The sequence below is a fragment of the Citrobacter cronae genome (assembly GCF_016893685.1).
In the GTDB taxonomy this organism is placed as follows: Bacteria; Pseudomonadota; Gammaproteobacteria; order Enterobacterales; family Enterobacteriaceae; genus Citrobacter; species Citrobacter werkmanii.
This window is the reverse complement of record NZ_CP069763.1, coordinates 2,454,658-2,471,161: the sequence shown is the minus strand read 5'-3', so window position 1 is coordinate 2,471,161 and position 16,504 is coordinate 2,454,658. Positions and strand designations below refer to the sequence as shown.

The 16,504-nt window shown below is 55.5% G+C and carries 15 protein-coding genes; 4 read left to right on the top strand and 11 right to left on the bottom strand.

What is annotated here, in order from left to right:
• Positions 1–33: 33 nt before the first annotated feature.
• A complete protein-coding gene (locus tag JSN25_RS10410; RefSeq protein ID WP_204525698.1) occupies positions 34–2,112 on the top strand; it encodes an ABC transporter permease in 2,079 nt (692 codons plus the stop codon).
• 11 nt (positions 2,113–2,123) lie between these two features.
• Positions 2,124–3,170, top strand: a complete 1,047-nt coding sequence (gene fbpC / locus JSN25_RS10405) for a ferric ABC transporter ATP-binding protein (protein ID WP_159121077.1) — start codon at positions 2,124–2,126, stop codon at positions 3,168–3,170.
• A 114-nt stretch (positions 3,171–3,284) separates the two neighbouring features.
• On the opposite strand, the gene mmuM is transcribed toward fbpC, so the two are convergent.
• From mmuM to JSN25_RS10365, 8 genes are all read right to left on the bottom strand, one after another.
• Positions 3,285–4,211, bottom strand: a complete 927-nt coding sequence (mmuM, locus tag JSN25_RS10400; RefSeq protein WP_204525697.1) for a homocysteine S-methyltransferase — start codon at positions 4,209–4,211, stop codon at positions 3,285–3,287.
• 114 nt (positions 4,212–4,325) lie between these two features.
• Entirely contained in the window at positions 4,326–5,537 is a 1,212-nt protein-coding gene (mhpT, locus tag JSN25_RS10395) for a 3-(3-hydroxy-phenyl)propionate transporter MhpT (RefSeq protein WP_038643046.1), read from the bottom strand.
• Positions 5,538–5,605: 68 nt separating this feature from the next.
• A complete protein-coding gene (gene mhpE, locus JSN25_RS10390; protein WP_160955597.1) occupies positions 5,606–6,619 on the bottom strand; it encodes a 4-hydroxy-2-oxovalerate aldolase in 1,014 nt (337 codons plus the stop codon).
• The gene (gene mhpF / locus JSN25_RS10385) at positions 6,616–7,566 is read right to left on the bottom strand and encodes an acetaldehyde dehydrogenase (RefSeq protein WP_204525696.1); all 951 of its coding nucleotides are present in this window, start codon (positions 7,564–7,566) and stop codon (positions 6,616–6,618) included. The genes mhpE and mhpF overlap by 4 nt, the downstream gene beginning before the upstream one ends.
• Positions 7,563–8,372 (bottom strand): 2-keto-4-pentenoate hydratase, encoded by an 810-nt coding sequence (mhpD, locus tag JSN25_RS10380; protein WP_204525695.1) that lies wholly within the window; start codon positions 8,370–8,372, stop codon positions 7,563–7,565. The genes mhpF and mhpD overlap by 4 nt, the downstream gene beginning before the upstream one ends.
• Positions 8,373–8,381: 9 nt before the next feature.
• Positions 8,382–9,248 carry a 2-hydroxy-6-oxonona-2,4-dienedioate hydrolase gene (gene mhpC / locus JSN25_RS10375; RefSeq protein ID WP_069323918.1) on the bottom strand — a complete coding sequence of 289 codons (867 nt, stop codon included), beginning with the start codon at positions 9,246–9,248 and terminating at the stop codon, positions 8,382–8,384.
• Positions 9,249–9,276: 28 nt separating this feature from the next.
• On the bottom strand, positions 9,277–10,221 hold the full coding sequence (mhpB, locus tag JSN25_RS10370) for a 2,3-dihydroxyphenylpropionate/2,3-dihydroxicinnamic acid 1,2-dioxygenase (RefSeq protein ID WP_038638031.1): 945 nt from the start codon (positions 10,219–10,221) through the stop codon (positions 9,277–9,279).
• Position 10,222: 1 nt separating this feature from the next.
• Positions 10,223–11,887, bottom strand: coding sequence for a bifunctional 3-(3-hydroxy-phenyl)propionate/3-hydroxycinnamic acid hydroxylase (locus JSN25_RS10365; protein WP_160955600.1), 1,665 nt, complete (start codon positions 11,885–11,887; stop codon positions 10,223–10,225).
• Positions 11,888–12,077: 190 nt separating this feature from the next.
• Here JSN25_RS10365 and JSN25_RS10360 point away from each other — a divergent pair, with 190 nt between their 5' ends.
• Positions 12,078–12,890 (top strand): DNA-binding transcriptional regulator, encoded by an 813-nt coding sequence (locus JSN25_RS10360; protein WP_159121184.1) that lies wholly within the window; start codon positions 12,078–12,080, stop codon positions 12,888–12,890.
• A gap of 168 nt (positions 12,891–13,058) precedes the next feature.
• Positions 13,059–13,916 (top strand): alpha/beta hydrolase family protein, encoded by an 858-nt coding sequence (locus JSN25_RS10355; RefSeq protein ID WP_069323915.1) that lies wholly within the window; start codon positions 13,059–13,061, stop codon positions 13,914–13,916.
• Positions 13,917–14,030: 114 nt separating this feature from the next.
• Here the strand turns inward: JSN25_RS10355 and JSN25_RS10350 are convergent, their stop codons facing one another.
• The 3 genes from JSN25_RS10350 to JSN25_RS10340 all read right to left on the bottom strand — a co-directional run bounded on the left by JSN25_RS10350 (position 14,031) and on the right by JSN25_RS10340 (position 15,938).
• Positions 14,031–14,747 carry a YebC/PmpR family DNA-binding transcriptional regulator gene (locus tag JSN25_RS10350; RefSeq protein WP_038638023.1) on the bottom strand — a complete coding sequence of 239 codons (717 nt, stop codon included), beginning with the start codon at positions 14,745–14,747 and terminating at the stop codon, positions 14,031–14,033.
• Positions 14,748–15,129: 382 nt separating this feature from the next.
• Positions 15,130–15,606: a cold-shock protein gene (locus JSN25_RS10345; RefSeq protein ID WP_038638021.1), complete on the bottom strand. Its 477-nt coding sequence runs from the start codon at positions 15,604–15,606 to the stop codon at positions 15,130–15,132.
• Between the two features lie 86 nt (positions 15,607–15,692).
• Positions 15,693–15,938 (bottom strand): YmjA family protein, encoded by a 246-nt coding sequence (locus JSN25_RS10340; RefSeq protein ID WP_069323914.1) that lies wholly within the window; start codon positions 15,936–15,938, stop codon positions 15,693–15,695.
• Positions 15,939–16,504 lie beyond the last annotated feature (566 nt).

Below are 16,504 nucleotides of genomic sequence, written 5' to 3'. Positions count from 1 at the left end.
AGCGCCCGCCCGGCCTGAAATACCGGAACCGCTATGTCACACACACTTGCACTCCATCCCGTGAAAAAACGGGATGCGATATTTCTTTGGGTTTTGCTCGGCTGGCTGGCGTTTGCCCTGCTGCCAAGCTGGAGCCTGGACTACGGTCTGCTGGAGTCGACGGGCGAAGAAATTCTCGCCGCCTACGGCTGGTCACAATTCAATATCAGTTGGTTATGGTATCTGCTACCGAGCCTGCTGCTGGTACGCCCGTTCCATGAAGCCAGACGCGAACAGCGCGGCCGCCATTATCTTGACGCAGGCTGGGCATTCTTCTGCATGGCCTTTATCGTCGCCAGCGCCACGCTTGAAGGTCGCGGCTTAGGCTATGCCACCATCGTGCTGTTTGTGGCGCTGGGCGCAATTATGACCCTGGCGCTTACCCGTCTGGAATGGCTGGGCGGCGACAGTTTTGTCATCGGCTCGCTGACCGCGATTGTCGCGCTGATCGGTATTTTTATCGTCTGGCCGAGCATCGCTATTTTCATTCCGATGTTCACCAACGACGCCGGGGAATTTGCGCCACTGGCGTTTATGAATGTGCTGTCGCAGGCGCATATCATTCAGGTGATCCTCAACTCGATTATGCTGTCGATTGCCGTCGGCGTCGGCTGTACCTTCTTTGGCCTGGTGCTGGCTATCTACACGACCCGTATCGCCAGACGTAGCGCCATCATCGGACGTATCTTCTCGATTCTGCCGATCGTTACCCCGCCGTTTGTCGTCGGTTTAGGCGTTACGCTGATGATGGGTCGCTCTGGTTACATCACCGAATTTATGGTCGACTGGTTCGGCTTAACCAACACCAACTGGCTGTACGGTTTTACCGGCATCTGGCTGGCGCAGGTGCTGGCCTTTACGCCGATGGCGTTTATGATCCTCGACGGGGCCATCAAGACCATTCATCCGTCGCTGGAAGAAGCGTCATACACCCTGCGTGCCAGCCGCTGGCAGACCTTTAACGGCGTGTTTGTCCCGCTACTGAAACCGGCGCTGGCGAACGCCTTTTTAATTGTGGTGGTACAGTCGCTGGCCGACTTCAGTAACCCGCTGGTGCTCGGCGGTAACTTCGACGTGCTGGCAACGCAAATTTACTTCTACATCACCGGCTCGCAGCTCGATTATCAGGCCGCCAGTACGCTGGGCGCGTTCCTGCTGCTGTTCTCGCTGCTGGTATTCTGTGTGCAGTACATGTGGATCGGCAAGCGCTCCTACGTGACGGTCTCCGGTAAATCCTACCGGGGCGACGTCCAGCCGCTGCCAGTGACGCTGGTGTGGAGCGTGGTTGCGCTGCTGGCGGTGTGGATTGCCTTTAACGCCCTGCTCTACGGCAGCATTTTCTACGGCAGTTTCACCGTTAACTGGGGCGTGGACTACACCCTGACGCTGGCGAACTTTACCAAACTGTTCGGTCAGGGGATGAGCGACGGCGCGTGGCCTTCACTGCTCGACACTCTGCTCTACGCCGGGATTGCCGCGCCGATCACCGCAATCTTTGGTCTGCTGATCGCGTGGATTGTGGTGCGCCAGCAGTTTAAAGGTAAAAAAACCATCGAGTTCACCACCATGCTGTGCTTTGCCGTTCCTGGCACCGTAGCGGGCGTGTCGTACATTCTGGCCTTTAACAGCGCCCCGGTGTACCTCACCGGCACCGCCGCCATCGTGATTATCTCAATGGTGATGCGTAACGTGCCGGTCGGAATTCGGGCGGGCATCGCGGGCTTAGGCCAAATCGATAAATCGCTGGATGAAGCCTCGCTTAGCCTGCGTGCTGGTTCCCTGCGGACCATTACGCATATCCTGCTGCCGCTGCTGCGCCCGGCGATCCTCTCGGCGCTGATCTACAGCTTTGTGCGCGCCATTACCACCGTCAGCGCCATTGTGTTCCTTGTGACGCCGGATACCCGCGTGGCGACGGCCTACATCCTCAACCGCGTAGAAGACGGCGAGTACGGGGTGGCGATTGCCTACGGTTCGATTCTGATCGTGGTGATGCTGGCGATTATTTTCATCTTTGACTGGCTGATCGGCGAATCACGTACCTCCCGTTCAAAAGCTAAAAACCAGGCGTAATGGAGCGCACTATGACTCAGAAAAATTTCGTTGAACTGCGCAACGTCACTAAACGATTTGGCAGCAACACGGTTATCGACAACATCAACCTCACCATTCCGCAGGGGCAAATGGTGACGCTGCTCGGCCCCTCCGGCTGTGGCAAAACCACCATTTTGCGCCTTGTCGCCGGGCTGGAGAAACCGAGTGAAGGCCAGATTTTTATTGATGGCGAAGACGTCACCCATCGTTCCATTCAGCAACGCGATATCTGCATGGTGTTTCAGTCGTATGCTCTGTTTCCGCACATGTCGCTGGGAGAGAACGTCGGCTATGGCCTGAAGATGCTTGGCGTGTCGCGCAGCGAAGTGAAGACGCGGGTGAAAGAAGCGCTGGCGATGGTCGATCTGGAGGGGTTCGAAGAGCGCTATGTCGATCAGATCTCCGGCGGTCAGCAGCAGCGCGTGGCACTGGCCCGCGCGTTGATCCTCAAACCAAAGGTGCTGCTGTTTGATGAGCCGCTGAGCAACCTGGACGCCAACCTGCGTCGCAGTATGCGCGACAAGATCCGCGAGCTTCAAAAGCAGTTTGATATCACCTCGCTGTACGTTACCCACGATCAGAGCGAAGCCTTTGCGGTTTCCGATACCGTACTGGTGATGAATAAAGGACACATCATGCAGATCGGTTCGCCGCAGGATCTCTATCGTCAGCCGGCCTCACGTTTTATGGCGAGCTTTATGGGCGATGCCAACCTGTTTCCGGCCACCTTTAGCGCAGGATACGTTGATATCTACGGCTATCGTTTGCCGCGACCGCCGCACTTTAACGATCACGGAGAAGGGATGGTCGGCGTGCGCCCGGAAGCGATCACGCTCAGCGATCGCGGCGAGGAGAGCCAGCGCTGCGCGATCCGCCACGTCGCCTATATGGGCCCTCAGTATGAAGTCACGGTGGAGTGGCATGGACAGGAGATCTTGTTACAGGTCAACGCCACGCGCCTGCAGCCAGACGTCGGCGAGCAGTATTACCTCGAAATCCACCCGTACGGCATGTTTGTGCTGGCAGATGCGGCATAAGGTTTTGTTGCTTTCTAGGTCGGATAAGGCGCTTATGCCGCCATCCGGCAATGCCTGATGCGCTGCGCTTATCAGGCCTACAGTGAACGATGTAGGCCTGATAAATTCTCAGCTTCACCCTTTTAGCGCGGCAATATCCTTCGGCGTGGTGCGACAACACCCGCCGATCAACCGTGCGCCAGCGGCCTGCCACTGCGGCAAATAATCCGCCAACTGCGCACAATGCTCACTGTGATGATGCCAGGTTTTGCTTGCCGCATCATAATGCTCGCCTGAGTTTGGATACACCACCAGCGGCAGCGCCGTTAAGCCGTGCAGATGCTGCAATGCGGCGGTGGTCTTTTCCAGCGCAATACAGTTGATGCCTAACGCCACCACCTGCGGATAACCCGCCAGCAACGACACCACGTCACGCAGCGGCGTACCGTCGCTCAGGTGCTCGCTGTCGCGCAGAGTAAACGAGAACCACGCCCTGGCACGCGGATACGCGGTCAACAGCTCAGCCAGCGCGCCAATCTCGGTAAAATTCGGCAGGGTTTCACAGGCCAGCAGATCGGCCCCGGCATCCAGCAACGCTTCCACGCGCGGACGGTGAAACGCCTGAAATTCCTCAGCGCTACGTTGGTAATCGCCACGATACTCTGATCCATCCGCCAGATACGCGCCATAAGGCCCAACGGAGCCTGCCACCAGCAGCGTACCCGCCTGCGGGTTCTCAGCCAGCCAGGCTTCACGCGCTTTACGCGCCAGCTCCACGCTTTTGCCAATCAGCGCTTTCGACTGCGCTTCATTCAGGCCGCGCGCGGCAAAACCTGCCGGCGTGGCCTGATAGCTGGCGGTGATCGCGCATTGCGCCCCCGCCCGGAAATAATCAAGATGCACTTCGCGGATAAGCTGCGGATTTTCGACCAGCACTTTGGCTGACCAGAGGCTGTCTGCTAAATCACAACCGCGCGCTTCCAGCTCCGTCGCCATCGCACCATCCAGTAACAGGAAATCCTGTTTGTCGAGGATGGCGCTTAACGGATTATTCTGCGACATGTTCTGGCTCCTGTTTTGATGGAAATAAGCCCTCACACTATCACAGCCATACCCGCAAGGCTCCGCGCTCACCCGCAATTATGGCGATGCGTCAACTCTGCACCAGACGGTCGCTTAAGCACCGTTAGCCGGGATCGACATCTGCGATTTACGGCTCATCAGAATAAATACCGCCAGGCCCGCCAGCAAAATCCCCGGCGCAGACGCCGCCATCACGCCCACCGTTCCAGTGCCCAGCGCTAACATTTTCCCGGCCAGCAGCGGGCCGCTCATCGCGCCCAAACGTCCGACAGCGACGGCGGTGCCCACACCTGTGGCGCGAATCTGCGTGTTGTAAAATAACGGCGCCAGCGCATACAACACGCTTTGCCCACCAGTGGCAAACATCCCCGCCACAAATCCCGCCATCAGCATGCCGCTGAATGTCGACACCGTCCCCAGCGCCAGCAGCGAAGCCAACATCCCGGTGTAGATCAGCAGCGACATCACCACCGGACGCAGTTTGTCCATCAACGCCCCGAGAATTAACGTCCCGCTGGCTGCGCCGATTTGCAGAGCAAACATCACGCCTGCCGCCTGCGAGGGTTGAAATCCCTGCTCCACCAGCAGCATCGGCAGCCAGTTGATCAGCATATACACCACCAGCAGGGTGAAGAAATAGCACAGCCACAGCAGCAGCGTAGCGCTCGCTGCTGCTGGCGCAAACAGGGCGCGCAACGGCGCGGCAGCTACCTGCGTTTGTTGGGTATAAACCTGCGATTCCGGCAACCAGCGCATCAACAGCGGAACCAGCAGCAGCGGGATCACCCCGCCAACCCAGAACACCGTTTGCCAGGCGGAGGCGAGACCGCTAAACCCAAGCGCCGCCGCTAACGCCGCGCCAATCGGCACGCCGCAGTACATCAGGCTCACCGCCGTGCCGCGAAAACGTGGCCCCGCCGCTTCGGAGGTCAGCGCGATCAGATTCGGCAATGCCGCGCCCAGCCCGACGCCGGTCATCAGACGGGCAAATACCAGCGACGAGAAATCCCAGGAAATCGCCGTCGCCAGCGAGAACAGGCCGAACAGCGCCACGGAGGCAATGAGAATGCGCTTGCGGCCATAGCGATCGGCCAGCATACCGCCCACCAACGCGCCGGGCAGCAGCCCGAGAATACCGGCGCTGAAGATCCAGCCCATCTGCATTTTATCCAGCGCAAACGCCTGAGCGATACCGACGGCAGCGATCCCGGCGGCCTGGAGATCCAGCCCTTCCATCAGGGCGACTAAAAAACACAGCCCGACGGTCAACGTCAGGCGCCAGGATGCGGGGGTACGGGTAGTCATAAGATGTACCTCTGAGGTCACGATGCAGGTGAATCGCGGCTGATACGTTGCCAGCCGCGTAATCATTTTTATTTGCTGTGGCGCAGATCCAGCGCCACGTCGACGATCATATCTTCCTGGCCACCCACCATTCGGCGCTTGCCCAGTTCAACCAGAATATCAACCGCGCTCAGGCCATAACGCGCCGCCGCCACTTCACAATGACGCAGGAAGCTGGAGTACACCCCGGCATAGCCCAGCGCCAGCGTTTCGCGATCCACCCGCACCGGGCGGTCCTGCAGCGGACGCACCAGATCGTCGGCAGCATCCATCAGCGCATACAGATCGGTGCCATGCTGCCAGCCGAGCTTATCCGCTGCAGCGATAAACACTTCCAGCGGCGCATTGCCCGCGCCTGCGCCCATCCCCGCCAGGCTGGCGTCGATACGATCGCAGCCCTCTTCCACCGCAGCAATCGAGTTCGCCACACCGAGACTGAGGTTGTGGTGCGCATGCATTCCGGTTTCCGTCTCCGGCTTCAGTACCGCTTTCAGGGCGCGGAAGCGGGCGCGAATATCACTCATGTTCATCGCCCCGCCGGAATCGACCACGTAGATACAAGTCGCGCCGTAGCTTTCCATCAGCTTCGCCTGCTGCGCCAGATTTTCCGGCGTGGTCATGTGGCTCATCATCAGAAAGCCGACGGTATCCATACCCAGCTCGCGCGCATACTGAATATGCTGGGCCGACACGTCCGCTTCGGTGCAGTGGGTCGCCACGCGAACCACCCGCGCCCCGGCCTGATATGCATTTTTCAGGTCGTGAATAGTACCGATCCCCGGCAGTAACAGCGTGGCGATCTTAGCGTGCTGCACCACGTCTGCCGCCGCTTCAATCCACTCGAGATCGCTGTGCGCGCCAAAGCCGTAGTTAAAGCTGGAACCTTGTAAACCGTCGCCATGCGCCACTTCAATAGAATCGACCCGCGCATCGTCCAGCGCTTTCGCAATCTGGCGCACGTTTTCCAGCGAATACTGGTGACGAATGGCGTGCATACCGTCACGCAGGGTCACGTCAGAGATATAGAGTTTTTTACCGTTCATGCTGCTTCTCCTGACTGACGGGTGAGTGACTGCGCCATCTTCTCAGCGGTCGCCAGCGCGCTGGAGGTCATTATATCGAGGTTGCCCGCATAGGCAGGTAAATAGTGCGCCGCGCCTTCCACTTCCAGATATACCGCGGTTTTGAGCCCGGAAAACTGGCCGATACCCGGCAGATTCACCGGTTTATCCTGCGGGATAACTTCAAACTGTACGCGCTGTTTCAGGCGATAACCCGGCACATAGGCCTGTACCGCCGCCGCCATCTCGTTGATAGACGCTTCAACTTCAATCTCGGAGGCCGCTTCGCTTAGCACATACACCGTGTCACGCATCATCAGCGGCGGTTCGGCCGGGTTGAGCACAATGATGGCTTTACCTTTTTCGGTGCCGCCGACCACTTCAATCGCCTTTGAGGTGGTTTCGGTGAACTCATCAATATTGGCGCGAGTGCCCGGTCCCGCAGATTTACTGGCGATAGAGGCAATAATTTCGGCGTAATGGACTTTTGCCACGCGAGAGACAGCCGCCACCATCGGGATGGTCGCCTGCCCGCCGCAAGTCACCATATTGACGTTCTGCTGATCAACGTTAGCCTCCAGATTCACCACCGGCACGCAGTATGGACCGATCGCCGCGGGCGTCAGGTCGATCAGGCGGATCCCCGGTTTAATGGCGCGCAGCGCGGCGTCGTTCTTCACATGTGCGCCCGCGCTGGTGGCATCAAACACGATGTCGATATCGGCAAATTCCGGCATGGCGATAAGCCCTGTCACCCCTTCATGGGTGGTGGCAACACCCATACGTCTGGCGCGCGCCAGACCATCGGATTGCGGGTCAATACCGACCATCACCGCCATCTCCAGATGCACGCCGTGGCGCAGAATTTTAATCATCAAATCGGTGCCGATGTTGCCGGAGCCGATAATGGCGACTTTACGCTTACTCATGACTGACTTCCTTTTGTAACCGCCGCTGAAAAAGTGGCGGCAACTGAACCAATACCGTCGATATGGGCTTCAAAACGATCGCCCGCATTCACCGCCACCATCGGGCCTAACGCCCCGGTGAGAATGATGTCCCCCGCACGCAGAGGCTCGCCGAGGCTGGCCATTTTGCGCGCCAGCCAGACGGCGGCGTTGATCGGATGCCCCAGACATTCGCTGCCGCGCCCACTGGAGACCTCTTCGTTATTGCGCGTCATTTTCATTGCGCAATTTTTCAGATCTAACCCGGCCGGACGCTGCGCCGGCCCGCCGACCACATACACACCGCAGGAGGCATTATCCGCCACGGTATCAACAAACTTTATTGACCAGTCGCGGATACGACTGCCGACCACTTCGAGCGCGGGCAGCACCCACTCGATGGCGTTATATAGCTCATCAAAAGTGGTGTCGGCATTGGGTAGATCGCGGTTCAGCACCAGCGCAATTTCCGCTTCAATACGCGGTTGCAGTACACGTGAAAACGGAATGGTGTCGTTATCGCCGTAGCACATGTCGGCAAACAGCGTGCCGAAATCCGGCTGATCGACCCCCAATTGCTGTTGCACTTTCGGGTGCGTCAGCCCCACTTTGCGCCCAACCACGCGCCGCCCGCGCGCCACGTTGTCCTGCACGTTGATGCGCTGAATGGCATAGGCCGCTTCGGCATTGTCCACGCCAATCAGTTCACGCAGCGGGGCGATAGCTTCTCCTTTTTCCTCTGCCAGGCGTAAATCGGCGGCTAACTGCTCAAGATTAAGATTCGTCATGTCCGTTCCTTAAGGGCGTGCGAGGAAGTTCAGCACCAGTTGGTTAAAGGCATCCGCATGTTCCCACTGCGCCCAGTGCCCGCAGTCGCGGTAGATGTGCAGTTCAGAACCGGCAATCCCGGAGAGCAGGCGCAGACCGGCGTCCATCGGCACGAACCGGTCGTTGCGGCCCCAGACAATCAGGGTCTGGGCCTTGATTTCACCCAGACGCGGGCTGAAGTCAGGGAACTGTTTCGGGTTGGCTTCCAGACTCTGGACAAAGTTGTCCAAGTGATCGCGGCGCGACAGCATGTTATTCAGGCGCGCCTCAAACAGCGCTTCAGTCAGGTCACTGGTGTCGAAGACAAAAATCTCCATCATCAGCTTCAGATTTTCGATGGTCGGCTCACGATATAGCTGATTCAGACGCTTGATGCCTTCGGTCGGCATTGGGGTAAACAGGCTCATGCCGCCCGTTCCACCGCCCATCAGCACCAGCTTGCCCACGCGCTCCGGCCAGCTCAAAGTAAACGCCACTGCACTGTGGCCACCCATTGAGTTGCCCAGCAAGTGAATTTTCTGAATATCCAGTTGATCGACCACGCTTTTCAGAATGCGAGCGTTGAGATCGGATCGTGACCCGCGGTTAACGATCCCATCGCTTTTCCCCCAGCCAGGACAATCCAGCAGGATCACCCGGTATCCGGCCTCAACCAGCGGATCGATGTTGCGGCTGAAGTTCGCCCAGCCCGTCGCGCCAGGACCTGAGCCGTGCAGTAGCACCACGGTCTCTTCGCCCTGCCCACAGTCATTGAAATGCACGCGTAAGGTTTCGCCTGCTTCCTGCACCTCCAGAAAACGGCTGGTGGCGGCTTCGGTTTGCGGTTGGTAAGTCATGATCTTCTCCTGCATATTCAGTTCTGTTTCAGTTCTGTGTGGTGGCGCTCAGGGAGCCGAATCCGGCGATCCACTCCGGGATCGGGCGATAATAACGACCTTCGCTGCGCCAGTTGCCAAAGGCAGAAATGGCGGCGAAGGCGGCAACCCAGGTTTTCACTTCGTGCGTTGATTTGCCCGCCATCGCGGATAGCTCTTCATTGCTGACCGCGTCCAGCTCCTGCAAACGCCCCTGCTCAAGCAGGGTCATAAAGCGGTTATCCCAGACGGGGTTAAGCGGGTGCAACGTGTGCTGGTCTTGCACAAATTTCTCGGCGGCACTGATCACTCGCTGCTGGCGCAATTCACGCTCGTTTTCGGGTAACTGTTTGCCGCTGCCGAGCAGGCGGTCGCGCATATGGGCATCGGCCTTCGCCAGCTCCGGCACCGGTGGCTGATGCGACAGGCCGCCGGAACCTAAAAACAACACGCGTTTATTCAGCGAACTGGCGAAACGACCAATGGCTTCACCGAGCATGCGGGTACGCTGAAAGCCCGGCAGCGGCGTGGCAACGCCGTTAATAAACACCGGTAACACCGGGACCTTATCCAGACCGCCGAGCAAAAACTCCAGCGGCTGCGCAAAGCCGTGATCGACCTGCATGTTGTAGGAAACGGCAAGATCGATACCGCTTTTCATCACCGCATGGGCGCAGGCCTCAGCGAGATCGGTGGGCACCGGCAGTTCCCCGGCCGCGCTGCCGAAATCGCCGATTGCGGTGGCTCCTACGCCTAAACAAAACGGCGGCATCACATCGTAGAAAAAACCGTTGTAGTGATCGGGGGCAAACAGCACCACCAGCTCAGGATCGAACGCCGCAATACGTGCGCGGGCGCTGGCGATCACGCCGTTAACTTCATCGAGCACGGCCTGCGCCGGGTCGACATAGCCCACCAGCGGCGAGTGGGAAAGACAGTGAAGATAAGCGTGCATATCAGGCTACCTTTTCAACAGGAAGATCGGTATTTACGCGGGTGAGCGTCATCACCGACGCCAGTTTATTCAGGGTGTTGCCCAGGGTTTGCGGAATAGCGATGGCGGCGACAAAGCGGTCCGGGCGCATCACCACCAGCGCGGCATTGTGTTGGGCAAACCACGCGCGCAGACGGTTTTGCGTATCGCCAATGCGGGTAACGCCGTCATGGTTATCCTGATCGATATGTATCTGCGTATCCGGCACCACCTGGATAAACCGCGTCCCCAGCGCCTGCCACTGCTGGATCTGCGCTTCACTCATGCCCCATAGCGGATTACAGCCCCAGCCAATCACCGCGAAATTCGGGCCAATGACGTTATCGAGCAACGTCACTTCGCCGGTTTCCAGCGTGACCTTCGGCTGGATAAACATCTTGCCGACTGGCGAGGTTTTCGCGTCACCTTCACGCACCAACGCCCCGATGTGGTACTGCGGCATCGGCTTAAATCGCATTTCAAGGAAGTAACGTTTGACCGGCGGAATGTAGTTCAACAGCCAGGAAACTCCGTCGCGCACCGCGCCGTGCCAGCGTTTTGGCGGCGCCAGCACGTTGCCTGCGGTAACCGACAAATCGATCATCGCTTTGGCATGATCGCGGCGCTCCTGCTGGTAGGTATCCAGCAGCGCATCACCGGCTTTGCCATTAATCACCAGCGCCAGTTTCCACGCCAGATTGAAGGCATCGCGCATACCGCTGTTGTACCCCTGCCCCTGCCAGACCGGCATAATGTGCGCCGCGTCGCCCGCCAGCAGCACACGGTCAATACGAAAGCGTTCGGCCAGCCGGGCGTTATGGGTGTACACGCGCTGGCGGATCAGCTCGACGTTATCCGGGTTCGGCAGCACTTTGCTCAAGAGTTGGCGCATATTCTGCGGCTCGCTAAGCTGGGCTTCGGTTTCCCCCGGCATCACCATAAATTCAAAGCGGCGCACCGCATGCGGCAGCGCGGCAGAAACATACGGGCGCACCGGATCGCAGCACAGGTACACATGCGGCGTACTCAGCGGATCGTTGGCGATATCCACTACAATCCACTGATTCGGCGCGGTTTTACCTTCAAATGGCACATTCAGCGAGCGCCTGACGTTGCTGGCGCCACCGTCGCAGGCCACCAGCCACTGGGCCTTCACCGTTTCCCGCTGGCCGTCCGGCGCTTTCAGGTTCAGCGTCACTTCACCATTTTGCTGGCTGAAGGCTTCCAGTTCGCGAGAAAACAGGCAACGCACGTTGGGGAAACGCGACAGCCCTTCCAGCATCACCGCATCCACCTGCGGCTGAATGAACGCATTGCGGCGCGACCAGCCAAATTCGTCGGTCATCGGCTGGATATCGGCAAAGCAGCGGCCTTTCGGGGTAAGAAAGCGCATCGCGTGCCACGGCGTGGTATGTGGCAAAACGTTCTCGACCAGACCAACGGACTGCATGGTGCGCAGCGCTTCATCGTCAATACCGATGGCGCGGGGATAGTCGATCAGCGTGTCGAGCTTCTCTACCACCAGCACCTCAATGCCCATCTGGCCAAGATAGTTCGCCATCATCAGCCCTACCGGGCCGGCTCCAGCAATCGCTACCTGCGCGGTGTGCTGCACTGCGGGTTGGATATCAGGATTTATAGTTGTCATTTCAGAACCTCACTACTCGGACAAAACGCAATTGCAGGCCCTGGTGAGGCGCAATTTGTTTTGTTAAAAATATGTGAATAATTTTTATTGTGCGGTCAGTATAGAAGTGAGTTTTTGCGCTACAATCAAAACATGCCTGGATGTGCACTAAGTGCACAACGTTGTTTTACCTATATATTTGTCAATGAATATGAAAAGTGACGACGGTACCGAATACAAAACCGTGCGCGGGTTAACGCGCGGGTTAATGTTATTAAATATGTTAAATCGGCTTGACGGCGGGGCCAGCGTTGGCCTGCTGGCAGAGCTGAGCGGCCTGCACCGCACCACGGTCAGACGTCTGCTGGAAACGTTGCAGGATGAGGGTTACGTCCGGCGCAGCCTGTCCGATGACAGCTTTCGCTTAACCATAAAAGTCCGTCAGCTCAGTGAGGGATTTCGTGACGAGCAGTGGATTTCTGCGCTCGCCGCCCCGCTGTTGGGGGATTTGCTGCGCGAAGTCATCTGGCCGACCGACGTGTCCACGCTGGACGTTGACGCGATGGTAGTGCGTGAAACCACCCACCGCTTCAGCCGCCTGTCGTTTCACCGGGCAATGGTCGGACGTCGTTTACCGCTATTAAAAACCGCATCCGGCCTGACCTGGCTGGCATTTTGCCCGGAGAATGAACGTCAGCAACTGATTGAAATGCTGGCCTCAAGACCAGGAGAAGAGTTCCAGTTAGCCCGCGAACCGCTAAAGCTCGACGCTATTCTGGCCCGCGCACGTAAAGACGGCTTTGGACAGAACTATCGCGGGTGGGATCAGGAAGAAAAAATCGCCTCCATCGCCGTTCCCATCCGCAGCGAACAGCGGGTTATTGGTTGCCTGAACCTGGTGTATATGGCCAGCGCCATGACCATCGAGCAGGCAGCGGAAAAGCATCTTCCGGCCTTACAAAAAGTGGCGAAACAGATAGAGGACGGCGTGGAGTCACAAGAGATTTTGGTTACCGGGAGGTGAAGTAGATCACATTTGTTGGCGGATTATCCAAAGCTTAAATAACCTTCCGCATTCCCGGTCTCCTTTAACGAGACCGGGATACAGAACAAAAAAATCGCCAGATTCGCTAGTTAAAGCTACATTGAATTCAGAACCAACTGGTATGACCACACAGATAAGGCTCAATGAATGAATTCAATAATAATACCCGTAAATGAAGGCGGATTTCTGTCCGCCACGATTTGGGAAAGAAGCGATGCCAAAGCGATCGTTATTCTTCATCCAGCCACGGCGGTTGTACAGGCGTTTTATAAGGGGTTCGCAGAGTACCTTTTTAACCAGGGATTCAGTGTCGTCACTTACGATTATCGGGGAACGGGCCGCTCGAAATCCGGGAAGCTCCGTAGCTACAGCATCTCAATGTCAGACTGGATCGAGCAGGACGTGGGCTGCATTACTGCCTGGGCTAAAACGCGTTTTCCCGGACTTAACCTGCTGGCGGTAGGACACAGTGTCGGCGGGCATGCGGTTCTGCTTTCCACGGCCACTTCCGCCCTGCACGCGGCCGTCATTGTGGCCTCCCATGCCGGGGTAACGAGCACAATAAAACAAACGGCAGAGAAAGTGCGGGTCTGGTGCCTGCTGCGTGTTCTGGCCCCGGTTCTTTGCCGTATCTTCGGGTATATGCCTGCCAGGCGCCTTGGGCTGGGCGAAGATTTGCCAGCTCCAGTGATGCTTCAGTGGGGACGCTGGAGCGCAATGCCGGGTTATTTCTACGACGATCCCGACTGGGATGCACGCCAACGGGCAAGTGAGATAACCTTGCCTTTACTGGTGATGGGTTTTGATGACGACCCGTGGGCTAACCCTGAAGCCATTGCATCCCTGATGGAGCCAGTGCAAAACGCAAAAATCGAACATCGCGAAATTCGGCACGCAGATTATGGTCTTTCTTCAGTTGGACACATGGGCTTTTTTCGAACGCGGAGTGCGGATAAATTATGGCCTATCGTCGGTCAGTGGCTGGCGAGACAGAGCCAGAATTGAGCCAGCAGATATTTAATTTTATTTTCTGCCGTACTGTCAGGCCAGATATACTTTTTATAACAAATCTAATCGTTAAAAAAATCTGCCACAATGACAGATTTCTTTAATTTAGAATTAGAGATTTGCAACGTTATGATATACTTTTTGAACATCGTCGTCATCTTCAAGAGCATCAACAAGCCCTGCAAAGATTTCTAAATCTTCTGGCGACAGTTCAATTTCTGATTGAGCAATCATTTCTAATTCTGTTGTTGAAAACTCTGTAATTCCCGCTGCTTTTAACGCTGCAATGCCTTTGTGAAGGTCGGTAGACTCAGTATAAATAATGATATTTCCTTCGTCTTCGGTGACATCACGAACATCAACTTCAGCTTCAAGCAAAATTTCAAAAACATGGTCAGGGTCAGTGCCTTTAAATACGATTACACCAGTATTGTCAAACATGTAGCTGACAGAACCTGCCGCCCCGATATTCCCGCCTTTTTTATTGAAGATTGAGCGAATATTAGCAATCGTGCGGTTAACGTTTGATGTCAGGGTTTCAGCGATAATCATGGAACCGCTTGGGCCAAAACCTTCATAACGCCCTTGCATGAACGTTTCGTCGCTGCCACCTTTGGCTTTATCAATAGCTTTATCAATAACGTGCTTGGGAACCTGGGCTTGTTTCGCACGTTCAATAACGAATTTTAAAGCTGTGTTTAATTCTGGGTCTGGATCACCTTGTTTAGCGGCAGCATAGATTTCCACACCGAATTTTGAATATACTTTAGACGTTGCACCGTCTTTAGCCGTTTTTTTACCAACAATATTGGCCCATTTACGTCCCACTGGAATACACTCCCCGAAAATTTATTTACATTACGCGCAGATTAATAAACCGCGAGTTTTCTCCACCATATTATATCATGATGTGTAAATTCTCGTCTATGAGAAATGAAAATATCAAAACTTCATGAGCTGCTACTTTTATTTAATTAATAATTAACATTATGAATAGGTTATTACCAGACTCCCTGCTGGTTCTTTTGTTTTTATCCTAACTAATTGGACCACAGTAATAATAAGGACGCGAAGCCAGCGGCGGCTTCAGCAATTACATAAAGTGTTCTGCTCTGGGCGAGCGGTTTCTTGCATCCTCAGCGCTCAGAGCAACACTATCCGCATGGGGCAATGAATAACAGAGTTGCGGCACTTATCAGTCTGAAGAGCTTCAGACCTTAAGCAATTTTACTGTCGCATCGATGTCGATTTCATCTTCGGAGAAGATCAGCGTCGTGCCCTGGAAAGTGGTGATAGCCAGTTTTTTCAGCTTACGCATTTCGCCTGGCTTCACCTCTGATTTCGGCCGGATGCTGTTCATCAGTACGCCGACAGACAGCACCGCGTTTTCTTTATCAATACGGGTTTCGACAGGAACTTCTTCACTGTATACCAGGTACGACTTGATCGCCGTGAGCTTCAGACGCTCGCCCGCGATATAGATGTATTTGCTGTCTGGTATGACTTTCACCGCATAGGCAGACAGACCTTTGTTGTTGGTGGTCGGTTCAAAGGTTACCGCCGCGTCTTTCTTGATTAGCTCAGGATTAGCAACCTTAATCACATGAAAATAGCGGTTATCGCCATTTTCATCTTTGATAAATCCAAAGCCTTTATCTTTAAACCACGTTGTGATTGTTCCGTTCATTGCTGTTTCCACCTGATTAAATCTAATACTCGCAGAGTATATCTACTGAATTTGCGCGCAGTGTAAAACACAGACCACGTCTTTGGCTACTCGTTACCCCAGCGATTGAGGAACTCCGCGATATCGTCGATACGCTGCGCGTCGACACCGGCCACGGTTGCCATCTCCTGCTGCGCTTCTTCGCTAATCTCTTCGTTGTTCATTAAACGGGTGATCAGTTGCTGGAAGTAGTGCGCCAGCGCATCGCGTTCGGCATCGTTTACCGGCTTTGCGGCTTCGGTCGCGTACTCGTCGGCGATATCATAATATTTTAGCGGAATGTCGTTATTCATGAGGTGCTCCGGGGTGAATGCGTGTGCCAGCAGTTGTCTGCCGCGTCTGATGTGAATGATAGCATTCTTATTTCATAGTTCGCGATCTGTTTTATTGGCTGTTACACATTACATATATCAACACTATTTTCTGGAGCCGCTTCGCATTTAATAAATATGCCATTTTTAAATGACGACAGTTTTATTAAGTACGGTGTGATAGCCATAGGTTAAATAGTGTAGTAGCAAAGGGGCACAAACACCTTTATTCCGCTTAATACATGACAACTTACAAGAAGCTGATTATCGCTGACACAAATTTTATGCCAGAACCCGCCGTTGCCCAGGCATATTCAGGTGTTTCACCAGATGCCCCGTAAAACCACGAGTTACTACGCAAAAAACCGCTTTCCCTCGGCACAGTAGGCTGACAGGTACGGCAAGTATTCACCTGCGAACGTAATCAGCGCAGGACAGTTCCGCCTTCACCCAGCTTTTCCCTGACCTGATTTTTCAGGGATTCAGCAGCCYGTTTYGCCGCTTCKCGGGCCYKATCACCRCTTAGYGAGTTATTCTCAACAACAATT